General features: G+C 71.0%; 26 protein-coding genes. 17 read left to right on the forward strand and 9 right to left on the reverse strand.

Annotation, left to right across the window (positions count from 1 at the left end):
• Positions 1 to 28: 28 nt before the first annotated feature.
• Positions 29 to 1,144 carry an LOG family protein gene (locus tag ASD90_RS08470; protein WP_056753928.1) on the reverse strand — a complete coding sequence of 372 codons (1,116 nt, stop codon included), beginning with the start codon at positions 1,142 to 1,144 and terminating at the stop codon, positions 29 to 31.
• A gap of 82 nt (positions 1,145 to 1,226) precedes the next feature.
• Here ASD90_RS08470 and ASD90_RS08475 point away from each other — a divergent pair, with 82 nt between their 5' ends.
• Entirely contained in the window at positions 1,227 to 2,165 is a 939-nt protein-coding gene (locus tag ASD90_RS08475) for an AEC family transporter (protein WP_056753931.1), read from the forward strand.
• A 96-nt stretch (positions 2,166 to 2,261) separates the two neighbouring features.
• On the opposite strand, the gene ASD90_RS08480 is transcribed toward ASD90_RS08475, so the two are convergent.
• From ASD90_RS08480 to ASD90_RS08495, 4 genes are all read right to left on the reverse strand, one after another.
• Positions 2,262 to 2,633, reverse strand: coding sequence for a VOC family protein (locus tag ASD90_RS08480; protein ID WP_082588545.1), 372 nt, complete (start codon positions 2,631 to 2,633; stop codon positions 2,262 to 2,264).
• 185 nt (positions 2,634 to 2,818) lie between these two features.
• Positions 2,819 to 3,496 carry a hypothetical protein gene (locus ASD90_RS08485; protein WP_056753936.1) on the reverse strand — a complete coding sequence of 226 codons (678 nt, stop codon included), beginning with the start codon at positions 3,494 to 3,496 and terminating at the stop codon, positions 2,819 to 2,821.
• 171 nt (positions 3,497 to 3,667) lie between these two features.
• Positions 3,668 to 5,107, reverse strand: coding sequence for an aspartate aminotransferase family protein (locus tag ASD90_RS08490; RefSeq protein ID WP_056753938.1), 1,440 nt, complete (start codon positions 5,105 to 5,107; stop codon positions 3,668 to 3,670).
• Complete coding sequence (locus ASD90_RS08495) at positions 5,104 to 5,607, reverse strand: Lrp/AsnC family transcriptional regulator (protein WP_056753941.1); 504 nt, start codon at positions 5,605 to 5,607, stop codon at positions 5,104 to 5,106. The genes ASD90_RS08490 and ASD90_RS08495 overlap by 4 nt, the downstream gene beginning before the upstream one ends.
• A gap of 113 nt (positions 5,608 to 5,720) precedes the next feature.
• Between ASD90_RS08495 and ASD90_RS08500 the strand changes: the two genes are divergently transcribed.
• The 8 genes from ASD90_RS08500 to ASD90_RS08535 all read left to right on the forward strand — a co-directional run bounded on the left by ASD90_RS08500 (position 5,721) and on the right by ASD90_RS08535 (position 15,241).
• Positions 5,721 to 7,169 carry a gamma-aminobutyraldehyde dehydrogenase gene (locus tag ASD90_RS08500; RefSeq protein WP_056753944.1) on the forward strand — a complete coding sequence of 483 codons (1,449 nt, stop codon included), beginning with the start codon at positions 5,721 to 5,723 and terminating at the stop codon, positions 7,167 to 7,169.
• A gap of 127 nt (positions 7,170 to 7,296) precedes the next feature.
• On the forward strand, positions 7,297 to 8,544 hold the full coding sequence (locus ASD90_RS08505; RefSeq protein ID WP_056753947.1) for a PotD/PotF family extracellular solute-binding protein: 1,248 nt from the start codon (positions 7,297 to 7,299) through the stop codon (positions 8,542 to 8,544).
• Positions 8,541 to 9,662, forward strand: coding sequence for an ABC transporter ATP-binding protein (locus ASD90_RS08510; RefSeq protein WP_056753951.1), 1,122 nt, complete (start codon positions 8,541 to 8,543; stop codon positions 9,660 to 9,662). The genes ASD90_RS08505 and ASD90_RS08510 overlap by 4 nt, the downstream gene beginning before the upstream one ends.
• A complete protein-coding gene (locus ASD90_RS08515; protein WP_056753955.1) occupies positions 9,655 to 10,569 on the forward strand; it encodes an ABC transporter permease in 915 nt (304 codons plus the stop codon). Before ASD90_RS08510 ends, ASD90_RS08515 begins: the two co-directional genes overlap by 8 nt.
• Positions 10,569 to 11,363 carry an ABC transporter permease gene (locus ASD90_RS08520; RefSeq protein ID WP_056753958.1) on the forward strand — a complete coding sequence of 265 codons (795 nt, stop codon included), beginning with the start codon at positions 10,569 to 10,571 and terminating at the stop codon, positions 11,361 to 11,363. Before ASD90_RS08515 ends, ASD90_RS08520 begins: the two co-directional genes overlap by 1 nt.
• Before the next feature lie 6 nt (positions 11,364 to 11,369).
• Entirely contained in the window at positions 11,370 to 12,617 is a 1,248-nt protein-coding gene (locus ASD90_RS08525) for a saccharopine dehydrogenase family protein (protein ID WP_056753961.1), read from the forward strand.
• A gap of 55 nt (positions 12,618 to 12,672) precedes the next feature.
• Positions 12,673 to 14,142: an NAD-dependent succinate-semialdehyde dehydrogenase gene (locus ASD90_RS08530; RefSeq protein WP_056753966.1), complete on the forward strand. Its 1,470-nt coding sequence runs from the start codon at positions 12,673 to 12,675 to the stop codon at positions 14,140 to 14,142.
• An 82-nt stretch (positions 14,143 to 14,224) separates the two neighbouring features.
• Positions 14,225 to 15,241 carry a DnaB-like helicase C-terminal domain-containing protein gene (locus ASD90_RS08535; protein ID WP_056753968.1) on the forward strand — a complete coding sequence of 339 codons (1,017 nt, stop codon included), beginning with the start codon at positions 14,225 to 14,227 and terminating at the stop codon, positions 15,239 to 15,241.
• A gap of 123 nt (positions 15,242 to 15,364) precedes the next feature.
• On the opposite strand, the gene ASD90_RS08540 is transcribed toward ASD90_RS08535, so the two are convergent.
• Together ASD90_RS08540 and ASD90_RS08545 are read right to left on the reverse strand one after the other, a co-directional pair.
• A complete protein-coding gene (locus ASD90_RS08540) occupies positions 15,365 to 15,712 on the reverse strand; it encodes a barstar family protein (protein WP_056753971.1) in 348 nt (115 codons plus the stop codon).
• Complete coding sequence (locus ASD90_RS08545; protein ID WP_056753974.1) at positions 15,709 to 16,185, reverse strand: ribonuclease domain-containing protein; 477 nt, start codon at positions 16,183 to 16,185, stop codon at positions 15,709 to 15,711. The genes ASD90_RS08540 and ASD90_RS08545 overlap by 4 nt, the downstream gene beginning before the upstream one ends.
• Positions 16,186 to 16,259: 74 nt before the next feature.
• Between ASD90_RS08545 and ASD90_RS08550 the strand changes: the two genes are divergently transcribed.
• The 8 genes from ASD90_RS08550 to ASD90_RS08585 all read left to right on the forward strand — a co-directional run bounded on the left by ASD90_RS08550 (position 16,260) and on the right by ASD90_RS08585 (position 24,191).
• The gene (locus tag ASD90_RS08550; protein ID WP_157623055.1) at positions 16,260 to 17,645 is read left to right on the forward strand and encodes a hypothetical protein; all 1,386 of its coding nucleotides are present in this window, start codon (positions 16,260 to 16,262) and stop codon (positions 17,643 to 17,645) included.
• Positions 17,646 to 17,713: 68 nt separating this feature from the next.
• Entirely contained in the window at positions 17,714 to 18,235 is a 522-nt protein-coding gene (locus ASD90_RS08555; RefSeq protein WP_056753981.1) for a pyridoxamine 5'-phosphate oxidase family protein, read from the forward strand.
• Positions 18,236 to 18,268: 33 nt separating this feature from the next.
• Positions 18,269 to 19,471, forward strand: a complete 1,203-nt coding sequence (dxr, locus tag ASD90_RS08560) for a 1-deoxy-D-xylulose-5-phosphate reductoisomerase (RefSeq protein ID WP_056754728.1) — start codon at positions 18,269 to 18,271, stop codon at positions 19,469 to 19,471.
• A gap of 87 nt (positions 19,472 to 19,558) precedes the next feature.
• Complete coding sequence (locus tag ASD90_RS08565; protein ID WP_056753985.1) at positions 19,559 to 20,905, forward strand: RIP metalloprotease; 1,347 nt, start codon at positions 19,559 to 19,561, stop codon at positions 20,903 to 20,905.
• 70 nt (positions 20,906 to 20,975) lie between these two features.
• Positions 20,976 to 22,136 carry a flavodoxin-dependent (E)-4-hydroxy-3-methylbut-2-enyl-diphosphate synthase gene (ispG, locus tag ASD90_RS08570; protein ID WP_056753988.1) on the forward strand — a complete coding sequence of 387 codons (1,161 nt, stop codon included), beginning with the start codon at positions 20,976 to 20,978 and terminating at the stop codon, positions 22,134 to 22,136.
• Between the two features lies 1 nt (position 22,137).
• The gene (locus tag ASD90_RS08575; RefSeq protein WP_056753990.1) at positions 22,138 to 22,815 is read left to right on the forward strand and encodes a hypothetical protein; all 678 of its coding nucleotides are present in this window, start codon (positions 22,138 to 22,140) and stop codon (positions 22,813 to 22,815) included.
• Positions 22,816 to 22,902: 87 nt separating this feature from the next.
• Positions 22,903 to 23,748, forward strand: a complete 846-nt coding sequence (locus ASD90_RS08580) for a GNAT family N-acetyltransferase (protein ID WP_235506439.1) — start codon at positions 22,903 to 22,905, stop codon at positions 23,746 to 23,748.
• Between the two features lie 32 nt (positions 23,749 to 23,780).
• Positions 23,781 to 24,191 carry a MauE/DoxX family redox-associated membrane protein gene (locus ASD90_RS08585; RefSeq protein ID WP_056753995.1) on the forward strand — a complete coding sequence of 137 codons (411 nt, stop codon included), beginning with the start codon at positions 23,781 to 23,783 and terminating at the stop codon, positions 24,189 to 24,191.
• Between the two features lie 4 nt (positions 24,192 to 24,195).
• Here the strand turns inward: ASD90_RS08585 and ASD90_RS08590 are convergent, their stop codons facing one another.
• Positions 24,196 to 25,044 (reverse strand): GNAT family N-acetyltransferase, encoded by an 849-nt coding sequence (locus tag ASD90_RS08590; RefSeq protein ID WP_056753998.1) that lies wholly within the window; start codon positions 25,042 to 25,044, stop codon positions 24,196 to 24,198.
• A gap of 66 nt (positions 25,045 to 25,110) precedes the next feature.
• A complete protein-coding gene (locus tag ASD90_RS08595) occupies positions 25,111 to 25,914 on the reverse strand; it encodes a methyltransferase domain-containing protein (RefSeq protein WP_056754002.1) in 804 nt (267 codons plus the stop codon).
• Positions 25,915 to 25,969: the final 55 nt, after the last annotated feature.

Genomic DNA, 25,969 nt, shown 5'->3' on the forward strand with positions numbered 1-25,969 from the left:
TGGCGCACTTCTGGTGGGGCCGTGGCGTTCAGCCGGGAGGCGCAGGGAGCAGGGGGAGGACCTCGTCAACGGAGTCGACGAGGTGGATCGCCTCGGCCATCGGGCGGCCGGCGGCGATGGCAGTGAGGGCCGGCCAGACGGGCACCCGCTCGGTCCAGTGCTCTCGCCCGACGAGGACGAGCGGAGCCAGCGGCGCGCCCTCAGGCGCGTAGTAGAGCGGTGTCACCGCCTGGAAGATCTCCTGCACGGTGCCTGCCGCCCCGTCGAGCACGACGATCCCGGCGTTCGAGCGCGCGAGCAGGCCCTCCTCGCGGATCGCGTTGGAGAAGTACTTGGCGATGACGTCGCAGAAGACGTTCGGCGGCTCGTGTCCGTAGAACCACGTCGGGATCCCGAGCGAGCGAGCCGACGGGCCCAGCGTCTCGGACGGCGCCTGGGGCTCTTCACCGACGATGGCCCCCCGTGCGGCGAGGGCCGTCGCCGCCCAGGCGGTGACGTCGGGCCGGAAGCCCGGCACGCGCGCGATGCTCCCGACGGCCTCCCCGACGGCGGCCGCGCTCCGGCACAGCGCACCGAGGTTGGCGGCCTCCATCGCGCCGGGCCCACCACCGGTCGCGACCAGGTGACCCTCCTCGGCGAGGGCGTGCCCCAGCCCGGCGGCGCCGGCGTAGGCCGCCGAGTCCCGTTGCAGCGCATGCCCACCCATGATCCCCACCACCGAACGGCCGTGGACGAACTCGTCGAGCTCGTCCGTCACCGAGTCGTCGTGGATGGCACGGACGAGGGTGGCGTACGCGTCGGTGCGCAGTCGCGCGTCGACGAACCACGCGTACGCCTTCGCGTCCGGGGTCTCGGCATAGCCGTGCTCGAGGCCGGTGTAGAGGTCGGACGGGAAGTAGAGGCCGCGCCACGGGTCGACGGGCGCGTCGGCGATGCCCGGGAAGAGGATCGCGCCACGAGCGAGCAACACCTCCGCCACCCGGACCGGCACCGTGCCCCCCAGCACGACGAGGCCCGTGAGGTCGCTGCGTGACGCGAACTGGTCCGCATAGGAGGTGAGGTCGAGGTCCTGCAGCCGGAGACCGCGCAGCGGCCCGTCGGAGGCGAGGTGGTCGTCCAGCTCGTCCAGGGTCTCGATCTCCATGCCGCCCATCCTGCCCCGCCGAGGTGGTCGAGGAGCGGACCCGGGCGACGTCCCGTCAACCGCGGCTGGAAGGATCGCCGCCATGGTCGGCGTGCTCGAGGGATTCGCGACGATCGCGATCATCGTCGCGGTCGGGTGGCTGCTCGCCGACCGTCGGGTGCTCGACGAGTCGGCGCAGGTCAACCTCTCCCGTCTCGCCTTCCACGTCGCCTCGCCCGCGCTGCTGCTCACCGTCATGCAGCGCACGTCGCTCGACGCCGTCCTGTCGGCCAACCTCGTCACGTCGCTCATCAGCTTCGCGCTCGTGGTCGGCATCTACCTGGCCATCGCCCGGTTCCGTTGGGCGGGAGGGACGCTCGGGTCACGCCTCATCGGCAGCCTCTCGGCGGCATACGTCAACGCAGGCAACCTCGGCATCCCGATCGCGCTCTACGTCCTCGGCGACGTCGCGTGGGTCGCTCCGACGCTGCTCATGCAGCTGCTCATCATCACGCCCGTCTACATGGCGCTCTTCGACAGCGACGCCCGCGCCGAGCGCCCGACGCTGGGTCGGAGCCTGCGCCGGATGTTCAGCAACCCGATCACCCTCGGCGCGGTGGCCGGCCTGCTCATCGCCGTCTTCGACATCGACCTGCCTCGCGTCGTCGCCGCGCCCATCGACCTGCTCGGCGCCATGGCCGTGCCCTCGATGCTCGTCGCGTTCGGCATCTCGCTGCGGCGCGGGCCGCGTCCGGCGACGGGCCGTACCGCCGAGCACGTGTGGACGATCGTCGTCCTCAAGACCCTGCTCATGCCGGCCATCGCGCTCGGCGTGGGTCTCGCGCTCGGGCTGCGCGGTGAGGCGCTCTTCGCCGTCGTCGTGACGGCGGCCCTCCCGACGGCACAGAACATCTTCACGTATGCCGTCCGCTACCGGCGCGAGGTCAACCTCGCCCGCGACGTCATCTTCGTCAGCACCTTCGCGTCGGTGCCGGTGATCCTCGGCATCGCCGCGCTCTTCCACTGGCTCGTCGGCGTCTGACCGCCCGCCCCCTCCCAGTCGAGTGAGCGCTGTCACCCAGATGGGGATACCCGCTCACTTGGGTGGGGTTGTGCGCTCACTCGAGGTGTGGGGGTCTCAGGCCCAGTTGGCGGCCTGGGTGAGGCAGAAGGGGTGGCCGCTCGGGTCGAGCAGGACGCGCCAGGTTTCGCCCGGCTGGTCGTCGGGCACCGTCGCACCGGCCGCGACGCACTCCGCCGCCGCCGCGTCGAGGTCGTCGACGGCGAGGTCGAGGTGGAACTGCTTGGTGCCGCGCTCGTTCGGCCAGGTCGGCGGCTCGTGGTCGTCGACCAGGCCGAGGCCCAGGGCCACGCCGCCGGGGCCGGTGAGCATGGCGTACTCGTCCTGCGCGTGCACGACCTCCCAGCCGAGGACGGTCGACCAGAAGGTGGCGTCACGGCGTGCGTCCGAGCTGTCGAGGGTGAGCATCTTGAGGGCGGCGATGGCCATCGGGGTCCCTTTCGTCGGTGGATGAGCGCCCAGCATCGCCCCCGGGGGCGCCCGTCGTCTTGGACGAAGCCGACACCGGACAGGGACCGGGGACGCACCGACGCGACGCCCGGATCCGTGGCCGCGAGCGGGTCGTGGGCCACGGGAACCGAAGGCCGCGTCGGGGTCCTGGCTACGGAGTGGGGTCAGAAGCCGCCGAAGTCACCGCCGCCGCCGAAGTCACCGAAGTCGCCCCCGCCTCCGAAGTCGCCGAAGTCCGAGCCACCGGCGTCACCCGTGTCCCCGGCGCCGTCGCCGGCGTCGCCCCCGGCGTCGCCGGTGTCACCCGTGTCACCCGCGTCGGCGGTCGCGTCGCCGGCCTCCTGCGCCTCGGGCGACGAGTCGTAGCCGCCCAGCATCATATCGGCCAGGGCCGATCCGACGACGACGCCCGCGATCGTGCCGAGCATCGAGCCGGCGATCATGCCGCCCATGCCCATGCCGCCGCCTCGGCCACCGCCGAAGGCACCCTGGAGGTAGCCGGGGCGGCTCATCTCGGCTCGGGTCGCACTCCGGGCGAGGTCGGCCGGCTGGTCGCTGCGTGGACGCTCACCCTCGGGGAGGTCCTCGTTGAGTCGCTGGAGCACCATCTGGCGCTGCTCCGGCGAGAGCTTCGCGAAGGCCTCCGTGTGCACCCTCTCGATGTCCTCCGGCGGCGCGGTGCGCAGCAGGTACTTGTAGCGGGCGATGGCGCGCTCGTCCTCGGACGAGGCACCCCCGCGCGGGGCCGCGACGGCGTACGGCTGTCCGGTCGGCGGCTGGGCCTGCTGGGGGCGCTGCTGCTGCATGGGCTCACGGCCCAGCAGCTTGTCGAGGAATCCCATGTCTTCTCCTAGCGTCGGCGGTGCGTCGGCGTCGCACTCGTCGGATACCTACCCCAACGAACGGCAGGCACCAGCGTTCCGGCACGGTAACGCACGAAGCCACCCGCGAACGGGTGGCTTCGTGGCCGGCGACACCCCCACGGCATACGCACGGAGTCGGAAAGTCTGGGGTCAGAGGTGGTTCTCGGCCTCCGTCAGCACCGAACGCAGCCGTGACTCGATGTCGTCGAACTGCTCCGGACCCATGATGAGCGGCGGCGCCAGCTGGATGACGGGGTCTCCGCGGTCGTCGGCGCGGCAGTAGAGCCCCGCGTCGAAGAGCGCCTTGGAGAGGAAGCCGCGCAGCAGGCGCTCGGACTCGGCGTCGTTGAACGTCTCGCGGGTGGCCTTGTCCTTGACGAGCTCGATGCCGTAGAAGTAGCCGGCGCCGCGGACGTCGCCGACGAGCGGCAGGTCGAGCAGCTTGTCGAGGGTCGCCTTGAAGATCGGGGCGTTCTGCTTGACGCGGTCGTTGAGGCCCTCGCGCTCGAAGATGTCGAGGTTGGCCATGGCGACCGCCGCCGACACCGGGTGACCGCCGAAGGTGTAGCCGTGCGGGAAGTACGTCGTGCCGTGCTTGAACGGCTCGAAGAGGCGGTCGCTGGCGATCATCGCGCCGATGGGGGAGTAGCCGCTCGTCATGCCCTTGGCGCACGTGATGATGTCGGGCACGTAGTCGAAGTCGTCGCACGCGAACATCGAGCCGATGCGGCCGAAGGAGCAGATGACCTCGTCGGAGACGAGGAGCACGTCGTACTCGTCGCAGATCTCACGGACCCGCTCGAAGTAGCCGGCAGGCGGCGGGAAGCAGCCACCGGAGTTCTGCACCGGCTCGAGGAAGACGGCTGCGACGGTGTCGGGGCCCTCGAACTCGATGGCCTCGGCGATGCGGTCGGCGGCCCAGCGGCCGAAGGCCTTCTCGTCGCCCTGGAGGTGCTCGGGGGCGCGGTAGAGGTTGGTGTTCGGGACCTTGTGCGCACCGGGCACGAGCGGCTCGAACATCTCCTTGGCGGCGGGGATGCCGGTGATCGACAGGGCGCCCTGGGGCGTCCCGTGGTACGCGACGTTGCGCGAGATGACCTTGTGCTTGGTCGGCTTGCCGGTCAGCTTGAAGTACTGCTTGGCGAGCTTCCACGCGGTCTCGACGGCCTCGCCGCCACCGGTCGTGAAGAAGACGCGGTTGAGGTCGCCGGGGGCGTGGCTCGCGAGGCGCTCGGCCAGCTCGATCGCCTTGGGGTGCGCGTAGCTCCACAGCGGGAAGAACGCGAGCTCCTTGGCCTGCTTGGCCGCGGCCTCCGCGAGCTCCTCGCGGCCGTGGCCGACCTGGACGACGAAGAGGCCGGAGAGCCCGTCGATGTACTCGTTGCCCCGGTCGTCCCAGATCTTCCAGCCCTGGCCCTTGCTGATGATGGGCACGGAGTGGCCGAGCCCGCCCTCGCCCCGGTCCTCGAAGACCGAGTGGCGCGTGAAGTGCATCCACAGGTGGTCGCGCGCGGCCTCGGAGTGGAGGGTGCCCGCGGGAGTGCGGCGATCCGAGGTGGGTTCCCAGACCTCGTTCGGGTTGATGCTCATCGTGTACCCCAGTTGTAGAGCTGTTTGTTGAGTTTCAGGTAGACGAACGTCTCGGTCGCCGTGACGCCCGCGAGCGGGCGGATGCGGGTCGTGAGCAGCTCGAGCAGGTGGGTGTCGTTCTCGCAGACGACCTCGGCGAGCACGTCGAAGCTCCCGGCCGTCGTGACGACGTAGGAGACCTCCTCCATCTCGGTCAGCGCGTCGGCGACCGACGTCATGTCTCCCGACACCCGCAGCCCCACCATCGCCTGGCGCTGGAACCCGACCTGCAGCGGGTCCGTCACCGCGACGATCTGCATGACGTCGGCGTCGAGGAGGCGCTGCACGCGCTGGCGCACGGCGGCCTCGGACAGCCCGACCTCCTGCGCGATGGACGCGTACGACTTGCGCCCGTCGTGCTGTAGGAGCTCGATGATGGTCTTGCTCACGTCGTCGAGATTGACCGAGGGTCTCTTGGCACCGTTTCCCCCGGTGTTGGCCACGCCCCGAATCGTCGTCATGCGCCGATACTGACCTGTGGAACACGCTGTTGGCAAGTCCCCCCACAACTGATTCCGAAGATTTATCTCGCCAAGTCTTCACGATTGCGAAGGTATGTGTTTAGCATTCCCGCATGACTTCGCAGCCGCGCCAGCTCCGCAACTTCATCGGTGGACAGTACGTCGACCCCGACGGCGACGCGACGACCGACATCGTCGACCCGTCCACCGCACAGGTCGTTGCCACGGCCCCCGTCAGCGTCCAGTCGGACGTCGACCGGGCGTATGCGGCCGCGTCCGCCGGCTTCGAGACGTGGGGTGACACGACCCCCAGCGAGCGCCAGGCCGCCCTGCTGAAGTTCGCCGACGCCATCGAGGCACGCGCCGACGACTTCATCCGCCTCGAGGGCGAGAACACCGGCAAGCCACACGCGCTGACCCGGAGCGAGGAGATCCCTCCGATGCTCGACCAGCTGCGCTTCTTCGCCGGCGCCGCCAGGGTGCTCGAGGGCAAGTCGGCGGGGGAGTACATGAAGGGCCACACGTCCTTCGTGCGCCGCGAGCCGATCGGGGTCGTCGGCCAGGTGACGCCGTGGAACTACCCGATGATGATGGCGATGTGGAAGATCGCCCCGGCGCTCGCCGCGGGCAACACCATCGTCCTCAAGCCCTCCGACACCACGCCCGAGACGACGCTGCTCCTCGCCGAGCTCGCCTCGGAGTTCCTGCCCGAGGGCACGTTCAACGTCATCACCGGCGACCGCGAGACCGGCCGCATGCTCGTCGAGCACCGGACGCCGGCGCTCGTCGCGATCACCGGCTCGGTCCGCGCCGGCATGCAGGTCGCCGAGAGCGCGTCGCGCGACCTCAAGCGCGTCCACCTCGAGCTCGGTGGCAAGGCGCCGGTCATCGTCTTCGACGACGCCGACATCGAGGCCGCCGTCGAGGGCATCGCCATCGGTGGCTACTTCAACGCCGGCCAGGACTGCACCGCCGCGACCCGCGTCCTCGCCGGGCCACGCATCCACGACGACTTCGTCGCCGCGCTCGCCGAGTACGCCAAGGGCTCGGCCAAGGTCGGCATGCCCGATGACCCCGACGCCCTCTTCGGCCCCGTCAACAACCCGAACCAGGTCGCGCACGTCGGGGGCATGATCGACCGCCTGCCCGACCACGCCCGCATCGAGGCCGGTGGCCGCCGCGCCGAGGGCCTCGGCGACGGCTACTTCTTCGAGCCCACCGTGCTCGCGGGCCTCCGGCAGGACGACGAGCAGATCCAGAACGAGATCTTCGGTCCCGTCATCACCGTGCAGCAGTTCTCCGACGAGGCCGAGGCGCTCGCGTGGGCCAACGGTGTGCAGTACGGCCTCGCCTCGTCCGTGTGGACCCGCGACTTCGGCAAGGCCATGCGCATGAGCAAGCGGCTCGACTTCGGGTGCGTCTGGATCAACACCCACATCCCGGTCGTCGCCGAGATGCCGCACGGGGGTTTCAAGCACAGCGGCTACGGCAAGGACCTGTCCATGTACGGCCTCGAGGACTACACCCGCATCAAGCACGTCATGGCCAACATCGACTCGTGAGCCTCGCGCCGTCCGCACCGGGCGGCGCGAGCTCGTCTGTCGGACACGGCATCCCACCAGCAACACCAGCTCGGGTCAGCGTCGACCCTCCACCCCGACCCCCACGAAACCCCTGGAGAAGAACCCCATGAACGAGAGCTCTTTCGACAAGGACAACCCGATCCTGCGCGCCGCCCTCATGCGCGGTCTCGTCAGCCGGCGGTCGGCCATGATGGGGGCGGCCGGCGTCAGCGCGGCGGCCTTCCTCGCGGCCTGCGGATCGGCCGGGAAGAGCCCCTCCTCCGGAGGCGCGTCCGGGACCGCTGCACCGGCCAAGACCGCGGCGGCGGCCCAGGACATGTCCGACACCGAGAAGATCGTCAACTGGTCGAACTGGACCGAGTACATCGACACGAGCGAGGACGGCAAGTCGCGGCCGACCCTGGACGCCTTCTACAAGAAGACCGGCATCAAGGTCACCTACAACGAGGACTACCTCGACAACGACGAGTTCTACGCCAAGGTGCGTCCGCTCCTCGAGGGCGGCAAGGACACCGGCCGCGACGTCTGGTGCAGCACCGACTGGATGGTCGCCCGCCTCATCCGCCAGGGCTACCTGCAGAAGCTCGACCTGGCCAACATCCCGAACGCGGCCAACCTCGAGGACTCCCTCAAGAACGTCGAGTTCGACCCGGGCCGGCTGTACTCACTCCCGTGGCAGAGCGGTTTTGCCGGGATCGGCTACAACCTCAAGGCGACCGGGGGCAAGAAGATCGAGTCGATCACGCAGCTGCTCACCGACCCCGCCCTCAAGGGCAAGGTCACGTTGCTCACCGAGATGCGCGACACCGTCGGCCTCGTGATGATGGAGCAGGGCAAGAAGATCGACTCCTTCACCGATGCCGACTTCCAGGCCGCGATCGACATGATCCAGCAGGCCAAGGACTCCGGGCAGATCCTCCGGTTCACCGGCAACGAGTACACCGAGGGCCTCGCCAAGGGCGACATCGCCGCGTGCGTGGCCTGGACCGGTGACGTCGTGCAGCTGCAGTTCGACGACCCCAACATCCAGTACGCCTTGCCGGAGAAGGGGTTCACGCTCTGGTCCGACAACTTCGTCATCCCGGCGCTCGCGAACCACAAGAAGAACGCCGAGAAGCTCATCGACTACTACTACGACCCGGCCGTGATGGCGCAGGTCGCCGCGTGGGTCAACTACATCGCGCCGGTCAAGGGCACCAAGGAGGAGCTGGTGAAGATCGACCCGGACCTCGGCAAGAACCCCCTGATCGTGCCGACGCCGGAGGTGCTGTCCCGCGCACAGGTCTTCCGTGGTCTCACCCCCGAGGAGGAGACGAAGTACAACAAGCTCTTCTCGGGCCTGACCACAGCATGAGCGAGCAGGAGGGAAAGGGCGATCTCGGCCTCGTCGCCCTCACGAAGTCCTTCGCCTCCTTCACGGCTGTCCACCCTCTCGACCTGACCGTCCCGCAGGGCTCGTTCTTCGCCCTGCTCGGACCCTCGGGCTGCGGCAAGACGACGACCCTGCGGATGATCGCGGGTCTCGAGGAGCCCACGGGTGGCCGCATCCGCATCGGCGACAGCGACATCACCCACACGAAGGCCTACCAGCGCAACGTCAACACGGTCTTCCAGAGCTACGCCCTCTTCCCGCACATGAGCGTGCTCGACAACGTGATGTTCGGCCTGCGTCGGCGCGGTGACAAGGACGCCAAGGCCAAGGCCAACGAGGTGCTCGAGCTCGTGCAGCTGGGACAGGTGTCCGACAAGAAGCCGACCCAGCTCTCGGGCGGCATGCAGCAGCGCGTCGCGCTGGCCCGCGCCCTCGTCAACCGGCCCGACGTGCTCCTGCTCGACGAGCCGCTCGGGGCGCTCGACCTCAAGCTACGGCGCCAGATGCAGATCGAGCTCAAGCGCATCCAGCAGGAGGTCGGCCTGACCTTCATCCACGTCACCCATGACCAGGAGGAGGCCATGACGATGGCCGACTCCATCGCGGTGATGAACGCGGGTCGTCTCGAGCAGCTCGGTGACCCGGCCACGCTCTACGAGCAGCCGCAGTCCACCTTCGTCGCCAACTTCCTCGGGCAGTCGAACCTGCTGCGGGCGACGGTCAACCCCGGCGGCACCGACCACATCGTCACCGTGCGGACCCACGACACCGACCTCGAGGTCTCCCGCGAGCACCTGCCCGACGGTGTCAACGACGTGTGGCTCGGGGTGCGTCCCGAGAAGCTGCGCCTCGGCGAGGCGGGTGGGCCCAACCACCTGCGCGGCACCGTCCGCGACGTGTCGTTCAGCGGCGTCGCCACGCAGTACTCCGTGCAGATGCCGTGGGGCCAGGAGCTCATCGTCGTGCAGCAGAACGACGGCACGGCACGGGCGGCGCTGGGCGAGAACGTCACGGTCTCGTGGGCGGCCCAGCACGGCTTCGCCCTCGACGCGTCGCAGGACGCCGAGGCCGGGGCGGAGCTGGTGGACGACCATGGCTGAGGGCTCGGTCCTCTCGACCGGCTCCTCGGCGCCGCCGTCACGGCGCCGGCGCAACTGGGTGCCCTACGCCCTGCTGTTGCCGGGTCTGCTCTGGCTCGTCGTCTTCTTCGTGCTGCCGATGGTGACCCTGGGGTCGCAGTCGCTTCAGGAGGGCAACGTCGACGACGGCTACACCTTCACCGGCAACGTCGGCATCTACGCCGACGCGCTGAGGCAGTACTGGCCGCAGTACCTGCGTTCCTTCCTCTACGCCGGCACCGCCACCGTGCTCGCGCTGCTCCTGGGCTACCCGCTGGCCTACTTCATCGCGCAGAAGGCCGGGCGCTACAAGAACCTCGTGCTCGTGCTCGTCATCGCGCCGTTCTTCACCAGCTTCCTCATCCGCACCCTGGCGTGGCGCACGATCCTGTCCGACGACTGGTTCGTCACGACGTGGGCTCAGAAGCTGCACATCACCGACCTGCTGCAGGCCGTCGGCCTCACCTCGAACGACTCGCTCCTCAACTCGAAGTTCGCTGTCATCATGGGCCTGACCTACAACTTCCTGCCCTTCATGATCCTCCCGCTCTACACCTCGCTCGAGCGCCTGGACCCACGGCTCATCGAGGCGGCGGGCGACCTCTACGCGTCACCGTGGCAGACCTTCCGCAAGGTCACCTGGCCGCTGTCTCTGCCCGGTGTCGTCGCGGGAACCCTGCTCACCTTCATCCCCGCGGCCGGTGACTTCATCAACGCCCGCCTGCTCGGCAACACCCAGACGACGATGATCGGCTCGGTCATCGACAGCCAGTTCCTGCGCGTGCTCGACTACCCGTTGGCCGCCGCGCTGTCGTTCATCCTGCTCATCCTCATCGTCGGCATAGTCTCGGTCTACGTGCGCCGGGCCGGAACGGAGGAGCTGCTCTGATGGCCTGGATCAAACGACACCTCATCGCCTTCGCCGCGATCGCGGTCCTCATCTACATGCTCGTGCCCAACGTGATCGTGGCGGCCTTCTCGTTCAACGACCCCAAGGGCAAGTACAACTACAACTTCAACGAGTTCTCCACCGCGGCCTGGACCAACCCGTGCGGGGCACAAGGCATCTGCGAGTCGCTCGGGCTCAGCCTGCAGATCGGTGTCATCGCGTCGCTCACGGCGACCGTGCTCGGGACGATGATCGCCTTCGCCCTCGGTCGCTACCGCTTCCGCGGGCGTTCTGCGACCAACCTGCTGATCTTCATGCCAATGGCCACGCCCGAGGTCGTCATGGGTTCGAGCCTGCTCACGCTCTTCCTCATGCTCGGGGTGCCCTCGGGACGCACGGCGATCCTCATCGCGCACATCATGTTCTGCGTGTCGTTCGTCGTCGTCGCCGTCAAGGCGAGGGTGGCCACCCTCGACCCCAAGCTCGAGGAGGCGGCCGCAGACCTCGGGGCCAACCCGGCCCAGACCTTCCTCCGGGTCACGCTGCCCCTGGCGGCACCGGGTATCGCCGCGGGGGCCCTGCTCGCCTTCTCGCTGAGCTTCGACGACTACATCATCACGAACTTCAACGCCAGCCCGAGCTCGATCACCTTCCCGATGTTCGTCTGGGGTGCCTCGGCTCGTGGGGTGCCCGTGCAGGTGTACGTCATCGGCACCGTGATGTTCCTCCTCGCCCTGCTGTTCGTCGTGACCGGTCAGGTCATCGGCAAGCGGCGCAACCGACAGGTGGCCTGAACGCCCATGCGTGTCCTCATGATCGGCTCCGGCGGGGTCGGTGACGCCGCCGCGCGCATCGCCGCCGAGCGTGGCTTCTTCGAGCGCTGGGTCGTCGCCGACTACGACCAAACGCGTGCCGAACGCACCGTCTTGGCCGTGGCCGGCCGTCATCCGGGGGAGGCCCGTTTCGTCGCGGCCCAGGTCGACGCCTCGTCGGCCGAGGCGGTGACGGCGCTCGCGCGCGAGCACGGGGCGACCCACGTCTTCAACGCGGTCGACCCGAAGTTCAACATGTCGATCTTCAACGGCGCCAAGGCCGCAGGGGCCGACTACCTCGACATGGCGATGAGCCTGTCGCAGCGACACCCCGAGCAGCCCTACGAGAAGGTCGGCGTCATGCTCGGCGACGAGCAGTTCGCCGTGGCAGGCGACTGGGAGGCCGACGGTCGCCTCGCGCTCGTCGGCATCGGCGTCGAGCCGGGGCTCTCCGACGTCTTCGCCCGCTACGCCGCCGACCACCTCTTCAGCGAGATCGACGAGCTCGGCACACGCGACGGGGCCAACCTCGTCGTCCACGACGACGACGGCAACGAGATCTTCGCGCCGAGCTTCTCGATGTGGACGACCATCGAGGAGTGCCTCAACCCGCCCGTGGTCTGGGAGAAGGACCGCGGCTGGTTCACGACGGCGCCCTTCAGCGAGCCGGAGGTCTTCGACTTCCCGGAGGGCATCGGGCCGGTCGAGTGCGTCAACGTCGAGCACGAGGAGGTGCTCCTCATGCCGCGCTGGGTCGACGCCAAGCGGGTCACCTTCAAGTACGGCCTGGGCGACGAGTTCATCACCATCCTCAAGGTCCTCAACACGCTCGGTCTCGACCGCACCGAGCCGATCACCGTCAAGGGCGTGCAGGTCTCGCCCCGTGACGTCGTCGCTGCTGCGCTGCCCGACCCCGCCACGATCGGTCCGCGGATGACGGGCAAGACGTGCGCCGGGCTCTTCGTCACGGGCACGGGCACGGACGGTCAGCCGCGCCGCACCTACCTCTACCACGTCGTCGACAACGCCGAGACGATGGCGGGCTACGACGCCCAGTGCGTCGTCTGGCAGACCGCGGTCAACCCCGTCGTCGCGCTCGAGCTGCTCGCCGGCGGCACGTGGAAGGGCGCCGGCGTGCTCGGACCCGAGGCGTTCGACGCCGTCCCGTTCCTCGACCTGCTGGCGGCGCCCAAGCCCGAGGGCTACGGCTCCCCGTGGGGTATGGACGACCGCTGAACCGTCCGACGGGGACCCCGAGGACGAGCACCACGACAGGAATAGGGTTTCAGGCATGGCAGCGGTGACGCAGAAGTCAGTGATCGACTCGGTGCCCAAGGGCCTGCTCATCGGCGGGCAGTGGCGCGACGGCAGCGAGGGGCAGACCATCGCGGTCGACGACCCGTCGACCGGCCGGGTGCTCACGCACGTCGCGGCCGCCTCGGTCGCCGACGGCCGGGCCGCGCTCGACGCCGCCGTGTCGGCGCAGGCCGACTGGGCGCGCACGGCGCCGCGCGACCGCGGCGAGCTGCTGCGGGCGGCATACGAGAAGATCGCCGCGCGGGCCGAGGAGTTCGCGATGCTCATGACGCTCGAGATGGGCAAGACGCTCGCCGAGAGCCGAGGCGAGGTCGCCTACGGCGCGGAGTTCTTCCGGTGGTTCTCCGAGGAGGCCGTGCGCATCTCCGGGCGCTGGTCGACCGCCCCCAACGGCGCGACCCGCCTCATGACGATGAAGCAGCCCGTCGGCCCGACGCTGATGATCACGCCGTGGAACTTCCCGCTCGCGATGGGCACCCGCAAGATCGGTCCGGCCATCGCGGCGGGCTGCACCATGGTCGTCAAGCCGGCCAGCCAGACGCCGTTGACCATGCTCGCCCTGGCCGACCTCCTCCGCGAGTGCGGCCTGCCGGACGGCGTGCTCAACGTCGTCATGACATCCCACGCCACGACGGGCGACGTCATGGAGCCGCTGATCCGTGACCCGCGGCTGCGCAAGCTGACCTTCACCGGCTCGACGCCCGTCGGGCGCTCGCTCATGGAGCAGGCGTCGCAGGGCATCCTGCGCGTCTCGATGGAGCTCGGCGGGAACGCCCCGTTCCTCGTCTTCGAGGACGCCGACGTCGACAAGGCGGTCGACGGCGCCATGCTCGCCAAGATGCGCAACATGGGCGAGGCCTGCACCGCGGCCAACCGTTTCTACGTGCACGAGTCCCTCGCCGACGAGTTCAGTGCGAAGCTGGCGCGGCGGATGGGGGCCCTGACGCTCGGCAAGGGCACGAGGAAGGGGGTCGACGTCGGACCCCTCGTCGACGAGAAGGCGCGCGACAAGGTGTCGGCACTCGTCGACGACGCCGTCGCCAAGGGCGCGAAGGTCCTCGTCGGAGGCTCGGCACCCCAGGGCGCCGGCTGGTTCTACGAGCCGACGGTCCTCGCCGACGTGCCGACCGACGCCGACATGGCCCGCGAGGAGATCTTCGGTCCCGTCGCGCCGGTCACGACGTTCCGCACCGACGCCGAGGCGATCCGCCTCGCCAACGACACGGAGTACGGCCTCGTCGCCTACCTCTTCACCCGCGACCTCTCGCGGGCGATCACGATGAGCGAGGCGCTCGAGTACGGCATGGTCGGCGTCAACCAGGGCATCGTGTCCAACCCCGCGGCCCCCTTCGGCGGCGTCAAGGCGTCCGGTGTCGGGCGCGAGGGCGGTTTCGAGGGCATCGACGAGTACCTCGAGACGAAGTACGTCGGCATCGCGCTCTGACGTCTCGGGTCGACGGTGCCGCGCGCTCGGCACATTCGCCGAACCGGCCCGACGCGTGGGCGGCCTGTGGTGCAATCTGCGCATGGTCACACCAGCCGGCCCTCGCGACGCGGGATCCCTGCGACCGCTCGACGCCCTCCTCACCGAGACGGACGACGTGCTGCGACGGGGGTCCCCGGCCGGCGCGCGCGTGTGGTCGACGGGCTTCCCGGCGCTCGACACCGTCCTGACCGGCGGCTTCCGCTCCGGTGAGCTCGTCCTCCTCGGCGGCCCGGCCGGGCACGGCAAGACGACGATCGGGCTGCAGCTCGCCCGCAACGTCGTCGCCGCGGGTGCGAGCGCCCTCGTGCTCTCCTACGAGCACGAGAGCCACACCCTGCTCGAGCGGCTGATCTCGATGGAGGCCGCCGAGGGCGACCCCGGCGAGGTGGCCGGTGTCATCGACGTGCGCCACGCCCTCGAGACGGCCGTCCACGGCGGCTCGCTCGACGCGGTCCTCGGCGCCCTCCCCGGGGGCGGCCGCGCCCTCGCCGCGCTCAGCGGCTACGGCGACCGCCTCCAGATCCACGAGTCGTCCGGCGCGACGACGACGCTGGACACGGTCCGCGAGACCGTCGACCGCGTCACGGAGGCGACGGGCCAGGCGCCCTTCGTGCTGCTCGACTACATCCAGAAGGTGCCCGCCGACGGCGCCGAGGAGGACGAGCGGATCACCGCCGTCGCCGAGGGCCTCAAGGACCTCGCCCTGTCCGCGCGCGTGCCCGTCGTCGCGATCTCGGCCGCCGACAAGGAGGCGCTCGCCTCCGGCCACCGGATGCGCACCCACGACCTGCGCGGGTCGTCAGCGCTGGCCTTCGAGGCCGACGTCGTCCTCATCGTCAACGACAAGGTCGACGTCGTCTCGCGCGAGCACCTCGTCTACAACCTCGGCAACATCCAGCGCTTCCGCGGCTGGTCGGTCGTCAGCGTCGAGAAGAACCGCCACGGCAAGGCCCACGTCGAGCTCGAGTTCGCCAAGGACTTCGAGCACGGCCGCTTCCACACGGAGGGCCAGGAGGTCACCGAGCGCCTCATCGACGACCGGGTCTTCGTCTCCTGACCCGTCGCACCCGATGGCGTATGCCGTCCGCTCGGGTAGGCAGTCCGGTGGCGTCCGCGGCCCGCGGCGTCGCGCACGGGTGGCGTGACGGCATACCTCCTCGGTCCCTACGGACCGGCGGGGCTAGCGGGTGACGACGGTGACGTGGAGGTCGTCGCGCTCGTCGGCGACCTGCTCGAGGATGTCGACGACGGTGTCGAAGGCGGTGCGGTCACGCGCGCGCAGCGACGCCGCGTGGTCCCAGACGAGCTCGATAGGCACGCCGCGGGGCGCGTCGAGGTCGCGGAGCGCGTCGAGCAGGGCGTCCCAGTTGTGCCCGAACCAGTCGGGCAGGTCGAGGCCCGTGGCGAACGCCTCGAGCACGCCCGCCTTGTCGTCCCCGCCGGAGACGACGCGTACGTCGTGGCCGAGCCAGACGAGCTGGGCGATGTGGTCGTCGGCCTCGCTGTGCCGGCCGAGGAACGTCGTCACGTGCCCTCCCTGATCCGGCTGAACGACGCGTAGTGGTCGTCGGTCCAGTATTTCTCGCCGCTGCTGCCGGTGATGATGCGGCGGGCCCCGCGGTCGTCGGATCCCGGTGTCACGACGGTGAACTCGCGGTAGTAGCCGCTCGTGTGCGGTGGTAGCAGCCGCTCGCGGTTGTCGAACGTCCGGTTGTCGCTGCGGGGGTAGGGGAACGGGCCGCCGGCGCGGATCAGGGCGAGCGTCTCCTTGGCCTGTGCGGGCAGGGCCGACTCGGCGACCCACGGCAGTCCCGAGACGGGGTCGGTGGCGCCGGACCCGGCGGTGCCGCTGACGGACGGGCCGGTCGCCGAGGCGTCGCGGGCCGAGGAGCCGGCCGGCGCCGACGGGCCCTGCGCGGCGCGCACGACGACCCAGCCCAGCACGACGAGCGCCACGGCGAGCACCCCGAGCAGCACCTGGCGCGAGCCGAGCGTCTTCACCTCGCCATCATGCCCGAGCAGGCAATGCCCCGAATCCGGTGACGGGACGGCCGTGCTGGGGGAGACTGCCGGGCGTGAGCCTTCTACGCGGCCTCTTCGGGGAGCGGGGCGGTCGACGCGACGAGCCGGCACCCGCGGTCGTGGCGCGCGACGTCGGCCACCGGGTCTTCATCGAGCGCGCTCCCGAGGACGTCTGGCCGCACCTCGTCGCGCCCGGGCCGGGAGCCGAGCTCGGCGTCGACTGCGTACGGGTGCTGGCCCTGCCGGCCGGCCCCGGCGGCCTGCCGGAGCTCGTCGGCGTGTGGCGGCGCTCGAACGGCCGGCTCTGGGTGGGCCTCAGCACCGTCGTCGACGTCGCGCACGGCGTGCGCGTCGTGTCCCGGACGGCGGACGGCCCGACGCTCGCCCTGACGACGACGGTCGAAGCGCTCGACGGCGGCTGCGTCGTCGCCCAGACGCTCGACGGCCTCGCGCCGACCGACCCCGTGGCGGAGTTCGCCCGGGCCTGGATGGCCCGGGCGCTCCTCGGTCTCAAGGCCGACGTCGAGGGCACCGCGCGCAGCCGGACGAGCGACCCGGTGTCCGACGAGCCGGTGCAGGCCGCGACGGCGAGCGGCTTCGTCGGACACGGCGCCGCCACGGCCGGCGGCCTCGGCGTGATACCCGTGCACGAGACGGCCTCGATCGAGGTCGCCGTCGCACCCGGCCGGCTCTGGGAGCTGCTCGCCCAGCCCTCGTCGGAGCGGCTGCTCAAGCCGTCGCTCGAGCAGCTCGTGCGCACCGAGCTCGCCGACGAGCCGGGACGCGAGCACGTGGTCGCCGTCCACCGCCATGACGACGGGCGGCGTGCATGCTCGGTCTCGCTCGTCGTCGAGGCGTCGGCGCCGACGCGGATCGTCGAGCGGGACCTGACCTCGTCCCACGAGGCCGACGTGGTCACGACGATCGAGCCGTGCGAGGCCGGTGCCCGCCTGACCGAGACCTTCACCGGGTGGCTGCCGGCCGGGCCGGGGCGCGTCGTCGACGGTTCCGGGATCGCCGCCCTCATGGGGACGCGGCTCGCCGTCGTCAAGAACCTCGCCGAGGCCGGCGTCGTCCCGCAGCGCGACCCTCGCACGGGCTTCCTGCCTCCCGGACAGGCGCCCGATCTGCCGCCTGACCTGCCGCCCGACTTGCCGCCCGACCTGCCGCCCCCGTCGGGCGCGCCGGCGGGCGGGGTGCCGGGGCCGCCACCCAGCCCGTCACTCGGCCCGCCACTCGGCCCGCCACTCAGCCCGCCGTCGGCGGACGGTGGGTCGCGTCCCGGTGCGGCGGCCCTCCCGGCGCACGTCGCCCTGCCCTCGAGCGTCCTGCTCCCACCACCCCACGTCGCCGCGCCCGCGGCCGGCTACGACGTGGGGGAGTGGCTCGTCTGGGGCGACGACGGCTTCTACGCCGCAAGCGAGGCCAGCTGGTGGTGACGCCGCGCGCCGTCGACCGATCACGAACGATCGGGTCCGCTGTCGGCGGACGGCGCTAGCGTCGGAGGATGCTCGAGACACCTGACGAGACAGCCGCGCTCCAGGTCCTGCTCGACGCCTCGCACGCCAGGGCGACGGGCCACCTGAGGAGCATCATCGACGACGACCGCACCCTCACCGCCGAGCAGCTCGTCGCGCTGCTCACCGGCATGAAGGTCCTCTCGGTCGCCACCGTCACGGCGTCGGGGGAGCCGCGCATCAGCGCCCTCGACGGCCACTTCCTCCACGGCACGTGGACGTTCAGCACCGCCGGCACGTCGGCCAAGGCCAAGCACCTCGAGACGCGCCCGGCCGTGAGCGTGGCCCACGTCGACGGGGAGGACCTCGCCCTCTTCAGCCACGGTTACGCCGAGCTCATGGCCCCCGGACCGGAGCGCGACGAGGTCGAGGCCCACTGGACGGCGCACTACGGCAGCAGCCCATGGTCGTGGGCTGACGACATCCGGATGTACCGCCTGCGCATGACCTGGGCCGTCGCCTACGCCTTCAAGCGCGACGAGCTCCTCCGGGCGAGAGGAGTGACCACCTGACCGCCGAGCGTGAGCCTGCGCGAGAATGCCGGGGTGACTGACACCTCGGCCCGCCCCCGCCGCATCGTCCTGCTCGGTTCGACGGGCTCGATCGGCACCCAGGCCATCGACCTCGTCCGGCGCAACCGCGACCGCTTCGAGGTGCTCGGGCTCTCGGCCGGCGCCAACCTCGACCTCGTCGCCGAGCAGGCCGTCGCGCTCCGCGTGCCGGTCATCGCGGTGGCGAGCGGGACGCACGACGACCTGGCCCGAGCGGTCGCCCGCGCTGCCGACGCGGCCGGCGTGACGGCATACGACCCCGAGGTGCTCGTCGGCCCCGATGCGAGCACGACGCTCGCCGCCCGTGAGGCCGACGTCGTCGTCAACGGGATCACCGGCGCCATCGGCCTCGAGCCCACGCTCGCGGCGCTGCGCGCCGGCACCACGCTCGCGCTCGCCAACAAGGAGTCGCTCATCATCGGCGGCCCGCTCGTCAAGGCCCTGGCGAGGCCCGGCCAGATCGTGCCGGTCGACAGCGAGCACTCCGCGATCGCCCAGTGCCTGCGCGGAGGTCGCGCCGACGAGGTGCGCCGGCTCGTCGTGACCGCGAGCGGCGGCCCGTTCCGCGGGCGCACGCGAGCCGAGCTCGCCGACGTCACTCCCGAGCAGGCGCTCGCCCACCCGAACTTCTCGATGGGCCGCGTCATCACGACGAACTCCGCGACGCTCGTCAACAAGGGGCTCGAGGTCATCGAGGCGCACCTGCTCTTCGACATCCCGTTCGAGCGCATCGACGTCGTCGTGCACCCCCAGCAGATGATCCACTCGATGGTCGAGTTCGTCGACGGCTCGACGATCGCCCAGGCCGGGCCCCCGCGGATGCTCGTGCCGATCGCGCTGGGCCTCAGCTGGCCCGAGCGCATCGCCGACGCCGACGTGCCCGTGGACTGGACGACGGCGCAGTCGTGGGACTTCGAGCCGCTCGACGACGACGCCTTCCCGGCCGTGGCGCTCGCCCGCCGGGTGGGGGAGGCGGGCGGCACGTGGCCGGCGGTCTACAACGCCGCCAACGAGGTCGCGGTCGACGCCTTCCACGACGGTCGCATCGGCTTCGTCGACATCGTCGACACGGTCGCGCACGTCGTCGACGCGTATGCCGCCGAGCCGGCCTCCCGGGTCACCGACCTGACGCTCGACGACGTCCTCGCCGCCGACTCCTGGGCCCGCGACGCCGCCCGGCGCACCATCTCGGGATGACCCCGGATTCGATGTGTTCCACGGTCACCGGTGACCGTGGAACACATCGAATCGGGAATCACAGGAAGTCGATGTGACAATGGAGGGGTGCTGTTCTTCCTAGGGGTCCTGGTCGTCGTCGTCGGCGTGGCGCTCAGCATCGCGCTGCACGAGATCGGCCACCTCGTGCCGGCCAAGAAGTTCGGGGTCAAGGTGACCCAGTACATGGTCGGCTTCGGCCCGACGGTCTGGTCGCGCAAGCGCGGCGAGACCGAGTACGGCCTCAAGGCGATCCCGCTCGGCGGCTACGTCCGCATGATCGGCATGCTCCCGCCGCGACCCGGTGACAAGCCCGGCGAGCTGCGCACCCTCTCGACCGGCCGCTTCAGCCAGATGGTCGACCAGGCCCGGGCCGACTCCATGGAGGAGGTCAGGCCCGGTGACGAGGACCGCGTCTTCTACAAGCTGAGCCCCGGCAAGAAGATCATCATCATGCTCGGCGGCCCGATCATGAACCTCATCATCGCGGCGGTGCTGCTCACCGGCGTCATCACGCTCTACGGGCTGCCCCAGGTCGCGCCCAAGGTCGGCCTCCTGTCGGCCTGCGTGCCGACCACCGCGCCGACGCTGCAGGTGCCGCAGCCGCAGTGCAAGCCCGGAGACCCCGTTGCCCCCGCCAAGGCCGCGGGCCTGCAGGAGCGCGACCGCATCGTCTCCGTCGACGGCACGGCCGTCAGCACGTGGGACCAGGTCACCGCGGCCATCCGCGACAACAAGGGACGCACGATGACGTGGGTCGTCCAGCGCGGCGACCAGCAGGTGCCGATCACGATCACCCCGGCCGTCCTCGACCGTGCCACCTACGACGACCAGGGCAACCCCGTCGCCAAGGACGGCAGGCCCGTGCTCGCGTCGATGGGCTTCGCCGGCATCACCCCCGGGCAGGAGCTCGTGCGGACCCCGATCGCGCAGGCGCCGGGCTTCGTCTGGGACCGCCTCGTCGACACCGCCTCGATCATCGTCAAGATCCCCGAGAAGATGACCGGCGTCGTGCAGGCGGCCTTCGGCTCGGAGGAGCGCGACCCCAACGGACCCATCTCGGTCGTCGGCGTCGGACGCATCGGCGGCGAGGTCGCGGCGCTCGACATCCCGGCCGACGAGGGCGGCAACTGGGTCAAGCTGGCCCAGCTGATCCTGCTCATCGCCTCGCTCAACCTCGCGCTCTTCGTCTTCAACCTCATCCCGCTGCTCCCGCTCGACGGCGGACACGTCGCCGGAGCCGTCTGGGAGGCGATCAAGCGAGGCTGGGCGCGACTGCGCCACCGCCCCGACCCGGGCTTCGTCGACGTCGCCAAGGGACTGCCCGTCGCCTACGGGATGAGCCTCGTCCTCATCACGATGTCCGTCCTGCTCATCTACGCCGACATCGTCAAGCCGATCAGGCTCTTCGGCTGAGCGACCCCTGCGAGCCCGGGAGTGGCACCTCCTCGGCTCCGGGCTCGGTGGGGCGCGACATAATGGCGCCATGAGCGTCTCCCTCGGTATGCCGCCCCTGCCCCCGCCGGTCCTCGCCCCGCGGCGACAGACCCGCCAGATCCAGGTCGGCAAGGTCGGTGTCGGGAGCGACTTCCCCGTGTCGGTGCAGTCGATGACGACGACTCCGACGACCGACATCAACGCGACGCTCCAGCAGATCGCCGAGCTGACCGCGTCCGGCTGCGACATCGTGCGCGTGGCCTGCCCCAGCCAGGACGACGCCGATGCGCTGCCCGCGATCGCCCGCAAGAGCCAGATCCCGGTCATCGCCGACATCCACTTCCAGCCGAAGTACGTCTACGCGGCCATCGACGCCGGCTGCGCGGCCGTGCGCGTCAACCCCGGCAACATCCGCCAGTTCGACGACCAGGTCAAGGAGATCGCGCGCGCCGCCAAGGACGCCGGCGTCTCCATCCGCATCGGCGTCAACGCCGGCAGCCTCGACAAGCGGATCATGGAGAAGTACGGCAAGGCGACGCCCGAGGCGCTCGTCGAGTCGGCGGTCTGGGAGGCGAGCCTCTTCGAGGAGCACGACTTCCACGACTTCAAGATCTCGGTCAAGCACAACGACCCCGTCATCATGGTGCGTGCCTACGAGCTGCTCGCCGAGCGGGGCGACTGGCCGCTGCACCTCGGCGTCACCGAGGCCGGCCCTGCCTTCCAGGGCACCATCAAGTCGGCGACGGCCTTCGGTGCGCTGCTCTCGCGCGGCATCGGCGACACGATCCGCGTCTCGCTGTCGGCCCCGCCCGTCGAGGAGGTCAAGGTCGGCATCCAGATCCTCCAGAGCCTCAACCTGCGCCCCCGCAAGCTCGAGATCGTCTCGTGCCCGTCGTGCGGCCGCGCCCAGGTCGACGTGTACACGCTCGCCGACCAGGTGACCGCCGGACTCGAGGGCATGACCGTGCCGCTGCGCGTCGCCGTCATGGGCTGCGTCGTCAACGGCCCGGGCGAGGCCCGCGAGGCCGACCTCGGCGTCGCGTCCGGCAACGGCAAGGGCCAGATCTTCGTCAAGGGCGAGGTCATCAAGACCGTCCCCGAGGCGCAGATCGTCGAGACGCTCATCGAGGAGGCCATGCGCCTCGCCGAGGAGATGGGCGAGCCGGTCGACGACGAGTCGGCCGGTGCCCCGAGCGTCACCGTCAGCTGAGGTGCGTGCCCCGGTCCGGTCGAGCGAGCGGTTCGCCGTCGTGCGCGACCTCGCCGAGCGCGTCGTCGCGCTGCGGCCGGGTGAGCGCGTGGCCGTGGCTGTCGACGGGTTCGACGGCGCGGGCAAGACGGTGCTCGCCGACCAGCTCGCCGAGGTGATCGGCGCGGTCGACCGTGCCCGCGACGTGCTGCGCGTGTCGATCGACGGCTTCCACCGCCCCCGGGCGCAACGGGTCGCCCGAGGCCGCGGCCCCGAGACCTTCTACGAGGACTCCTACGACTACGCCGCGTTCCGTCGCGCCGTCATCGAGCCGTTCCGTCGTGGCGAGCCGGTCACCACGGCCGTCAACGACGTGGAGGCCGACCGGCCGGTGCACCCCGAGCCGGTCGCGGTCGGACGCGACCCGGTGCTCGTCGTCGACGGCATCTTCCTCCAGCGGCCCGAGCTCGCCGACGTGTGGGACGCCGCGGTCTGGGTCGACGTGCCCTTCGAGGTGTCGGTGCCGCGCGGCAACGCCCGGTTCGGCGACGGCCACGACCCCGACCCCGACGCGGAGCCGAACCGGCGCTACGTCGGCGGCCAGCGGCTCTACCTCGCCGCGGTCGACCCGCGCGCCCGCGCGACGTGGGTCCTCGACAACACCGACCTCGAGCGCCCGGTGCTGCACCCACGGCGCTGAGCACGGCGGAGGTCACGGACAGCCCGTGACGGGGCTGGTGAAGCGCGCCGGGGTGACAGGGTGCCCGCGGGCAGGCACTCTTGGGTGGTGCTCCGCCAACGCCTCCCCGTGCGACCGCTGTCGGTGGCCGACCACGACGCCGCGCTCGAGGTGTGCGCGCGCGACCGGGTGGCCAACGCCTTCGTCGCGGCGCGCATCGTCGAGGGCTCGTTGCGCGCCTCGCCGGGCGCGCTCCTCGGCCACTGGGGCGACGGGGAGCTGCGCGGCCTCGCGTGGGTCAGCGCCAACGTCGTGCCGGTCGAGCTCGACGACGACGGGGTCACGGCCGTCGCGGCGCGGATCAGCCGCATGCGACGCCAGTGCGCCTCGATCTTCGGCCCGAGCGCGCAGGTCGGCGGCCTGTGGGACCGGCTCGGCCCGATGTGGGGACCGGTCCGCGCGATCCGCACCCACCAGCCGCTGCTGACGACGCGCGCCCGGCCCTCGGGCCTCGGCCTGACGCTCGACCCCGACGTGCGCCCGGCGCGCCTCGACGAGGTCGACCTCGTCCTGCCCGCGGCCGCCCACATGTTCACCGAGGAGATCGGCTACCCGCCGTACTTCGGCTCCGACCGCGGTTACCGGTCGAGCCTGGCCGCACTCATCCGCGCCGGCCACACCTTCGTCAAGGTCGAGGACGGCGAGGTCGTCTTCAAGGCCGACGTGGGCTCGCTCGCGCTGGGCTGCGCGCAGGTCCAGGGCGTGTGGCTGCACCCCAGGCTGCGCGGACGGGGGCTCTCGGTGCCGGCCATGGCGAGCGTCGTCGAGCAGGTGCTGTCGGGCCTGGCCGACGAGGTGTCGCTCTACGTCAACGACTTCAACGTCGCGGCCCGGGCGACCTACGAGCGCTGTGGCTTCCGCGAGGTCGGGGCGTTCACCACCGTCCTGCTCTAGCCTCACCGGGCGCCCAGCCTAGGGTGGGGCCCATGAAGACCGCCACGAACGCACCGCTCGGCAAGGACGCCATCGCCCTGGCCGGCCTCTTCCTCACCTCGGGCACCATGCACTTCGTGAAGCCCGAGCCGTTCGAGGCGATGGTGCCCCGGCAGCTGCCCTCGCGCCGGGCACTGGTGTATGCGTCCGGCGCACTCGAGATCGCTTGTGCCGTCGGCCTTTTCATCCCTCACACCCGTCGCGCCGCGGGACTCGCGTCCGCGGCCCTGCTCGTCGCCGTCTTCCCGGCCAACGTCACGATGACGGGCCAGGCCAAGCGCCGGCTCGACCGCGACCCCGACGACCCGAAGAAGCAGGGCTACCTCGCCGCCACCGTCGCACGGCTGCCGCTCCAGTGGCCGATGATCCGCGCCGCGCTGCGCGCCGGGGGTGTGGTGCGCTGAGGCGTCAGCCGCCGAAGGTGATGCTGATGCTGTCGCCCACCCGGCGGTAGCCCATGGCCTGGTAGATGGCGTTCGACGTCGGGTTGGCGAGGTCGGTGTAGAGCATGCACGACTCGCCCGCGTCGAGGCGCGCACGGCTGAGGGCCGCGACCACCCCGCTCGCGTAGCCCCGGCCACGCAGCGCCGGCGGCGTCCACACGCCCGAGATGCGGGTGACGCCGCCGTTGGCGGGGGAGGCGTACGCCATCGACACGGCGCGGCCGGCGTCCTCCCAGAGGCCGACCCGACCGTGCTCGACGTGCCGGGCGAGGGATGAGGCTGCCCGCCCACCTCCCTCGATGGCGTCGACGAACTGCTGGTGCCAGTCGTCGACGAGCGCGGTGTCGGCGCCGTCGGCCGGCCGGAAGGAGCCGCTGACCTCGAAGGGCACTCGCGGGCGCGTCGGCAGGTCGAAGCGACCCACCTCCATGACGACCGTCGTCGTCGCTCCCGTGCGGGTGGCCCACTCGTCGGCGAAGGCCTCGGCCGGCCCCCGCCGGCCGCCGACGCCCGGCAGCTCGTCGCCCTGGTCCGCGAGCAGCGCGGCGAGGTCGCGGGCCTCGTCAGCCGTAGCCAGCGCGATGTGGAGCGGGTGTGGCGGTGTGTGCATGACGGCGCCGACGAGCCGGTCAGCGTCGTCGGCGACCACCCACCAGCGCGGGCCGACGTAACGGCCCGGGTCGGCGACGAGGCCCTCCGTCACGCTCGCGACGACGCTGAGCGCCTCCGGCTCCTGCCGGACGAGACCGTCGAGACGTGCCCGGGCCTCGGCGGGGTCGGTGACCAGCGTGAACGTGGAGGAGGAGCGCGGCATACGACAACTCTCGCAAAGGTGGCGGGCCCGTCGCGAGCCGTTTCCGTGGCCGGCGGCCGGAGGCCGTCAGACGTGGGCGATGACCTCGGCGTGGGTCATCGCGAACCACGCGTCCGGGTGTCGCGACCAGGCGTGCCAGGCGTCGCTGATCTCCGCGAGCTCCTCGGGTGTCACGAGCCCGCGCTCGACGGCCTGCGTCGCAAAGGTCGACTCGAGCGTGCGCCGCGCCCATGTGCCGCCCCACCAGCCGCACTGCTCAGGCGTCGCATACGTCCACAGGGAGGCTGACGGCGTGAGGTGGGACAGGCCGGCGGCGTGCGCCCACGCGACGAGGTGGCGCCCGGCATCCGGCTCGGCGTGGTTGAGCCGTGCCAGGCGGCGGTAGAGCCCCAGCCAGCGCGTCATGCCCTCGGAGGCCGGGTGCCACGCCATCGAGGCGTAGTCGACGTCGCGCACCGCGACGAGGCCACCCGGGCGCGCGACCCGCGCCATCTCGCGCAGGGCCCCCACGGGGTCGGTGAGGTGCTGGAGCACCTGGTGGGCGTGGACGACGTCGAAGGACGCTCCGGCATACGGGAGCCGCATGACGTCGGCGAGCTCGAACCGCGTGCGATCGTCGCCACGCGCCGCAGCGAGGCGACGGGTCTGGTCGAGGGGGCCGTCGACGTTCTCGACACCGACGACCTGACCCGACGGGCCGACCGCCTCGGCGAGGTCGAGCGTGATCGTGCCGGGTCCGCAGCCCACGTCGAGGACTAGCAGGCCCTCGCGGAGGTGGGGGAGCAGGTACGCCGCCGAGTCGGCGGCGGTGCGCGCGCCGTGCGACGCGAGGACGCTCGCGTGGTGACCGTGGAGGTAGACGTCAGCCATGGGGGCGACGCTACGCCTCGCCCGCAGCGCGAGGCTGGAGCGTCCGGGGACGACG

It is taken from the genome of Terrabacter sp. Root181, from assembly GCF_001428505.1.
In the GTDB taxonomy this organism is placed as follows: Bacteria; Actinomycetota; Actinomycetes; order Actinomycetales; family Dermatophilaceae; genus Terrabacter.

Coding starts and splice junctions, on each gene's coding strand:
- ASD90_RS08500 (WP_056753944.1), top strand. CDS start 5,721: ATGACTTCGCAGCCGCGCCAGCTCCGCAACTTCATCGGTGGACAGTAC.
- ASD90_RS08585 (WP_056753995.1), top strand. CDS start 23,781: ATGAAGACCGCCACGAACGCACCGCTCGGCAAGGACGCCATCGCCCTG.
- ASD90_RS08505 (WP_056753947.1), top strand. CDS start 7,297: ATGAACGAGAGCTCTTTCGACAAGGACAACCCGATCCTGCGCGCCGCC.
- ASD90_RS08475 (WP_056753931.1), top strand. CDS start 1,227: ATGGTCGGCGTGCTCGAGGGATTCGCGACGATCGCGATCATCGTCGCG.
- ASD90_RS08535 (WP_056753968.1), top strand. CDS start 14,225: ATGGTCACACCAGCCGGCCCTCGCGACGCGGGATCCCTGCGACCGCTC.
- ASD90_RS08515 (WP_056753955.1), top strand. CDS start 9,655: ATGGCTGAGGGCTCGGTCCTCTCGACCGGCTCCTCGGCGCCGCCGTCA.
- ASD90_RS08555 (WP_056753981.1), top strand. CDS start 17,714: ATGCTCGAGACACCTGACGAGACAGCCGCGCTCCAGGTCCTGCTCGAC.
- ASD90_RS08480 (WP_082588545.1), bottom strand. CDS start 2,633: ATGGCCATCGCCGCCCTCAAGATGCTCACCCTCGACAGCTCGGACGCA.
- ASD90_RS08525 (WP_056753961.1), top strand. CDS start 11,370: ATGCGTGTCCTCATGATCGGCTCCGGCGGGGTCGGTGACGCCGCCGCG.
- ASD90_RS08495 (WP_056753941.1), bottom strand. CDS start 5,607: ATGACGACGATTCGGGGCGTGGCCAACACCGGGGGAAACGGTGCCAAG.
- ASD90_RS08590 (WP_056753998.1), bottom strand. CDS start 25,044: ATGCCGCGCTCCTCCTCCACGTTCACGCTGGTCACCGACCCCGCCGAG.
- ispG (WP_056753988.1), top strand. CDS start 20,976: ATGAGCGTCTCCCTCGGTATGCCGCCCCTGCCCCCGCCGGTCCTCGCC.
- ASD90_RS08595 (WP_056754002.1), bottom strand. CDS start 25,914: ATGGCTGACGTCTACCTCCACGGTCACCACGCGAGCGTCCTCGCGTCG.
- ASD90_RS08510 (WP_056753951.1), top strand. CDS start 8,541: ATGAGCGAGCAGGAGGGAAAGGGCGATCTCGGCCTCGTCGCCCTCACG.
- ASD90_RS08530 (WP_056753966.1), top strand. CDS start 12,673: ATGGCAGCGGTGACGCAGAAGTCAGTGATCGACTCGGTGCCCAAGGGC.
- ASD90_RS08520 (WP_056753958.1), top strand. CDS start 10,569: ATGGCCTGGATCAAACGACACCTCATCGCCTTCGCCGCGATCGCGGTC.
- ASD90_RS08470 (WP_056753928.1), bottom strand. CDS start 1,144: ATGGAGATCGAGACCCTGGACGAGCTGGACGACCACCTCGCCTCCGAC.
- ASD90_RS08485 (WP_056753936.1), bottom strand. CDS start 3,496: ATGGGATTCCTCGACAAGCTGCTGGGCCGTGAGCCCATGCAGCAGCAG.
- ASD90_RS08490 (WP_056753938.1), bottom strand. CDS start 5,107: ATGAGCATCAACCCGAACGAGGTCTGGGAACCCACCTCGGATCGCCGC.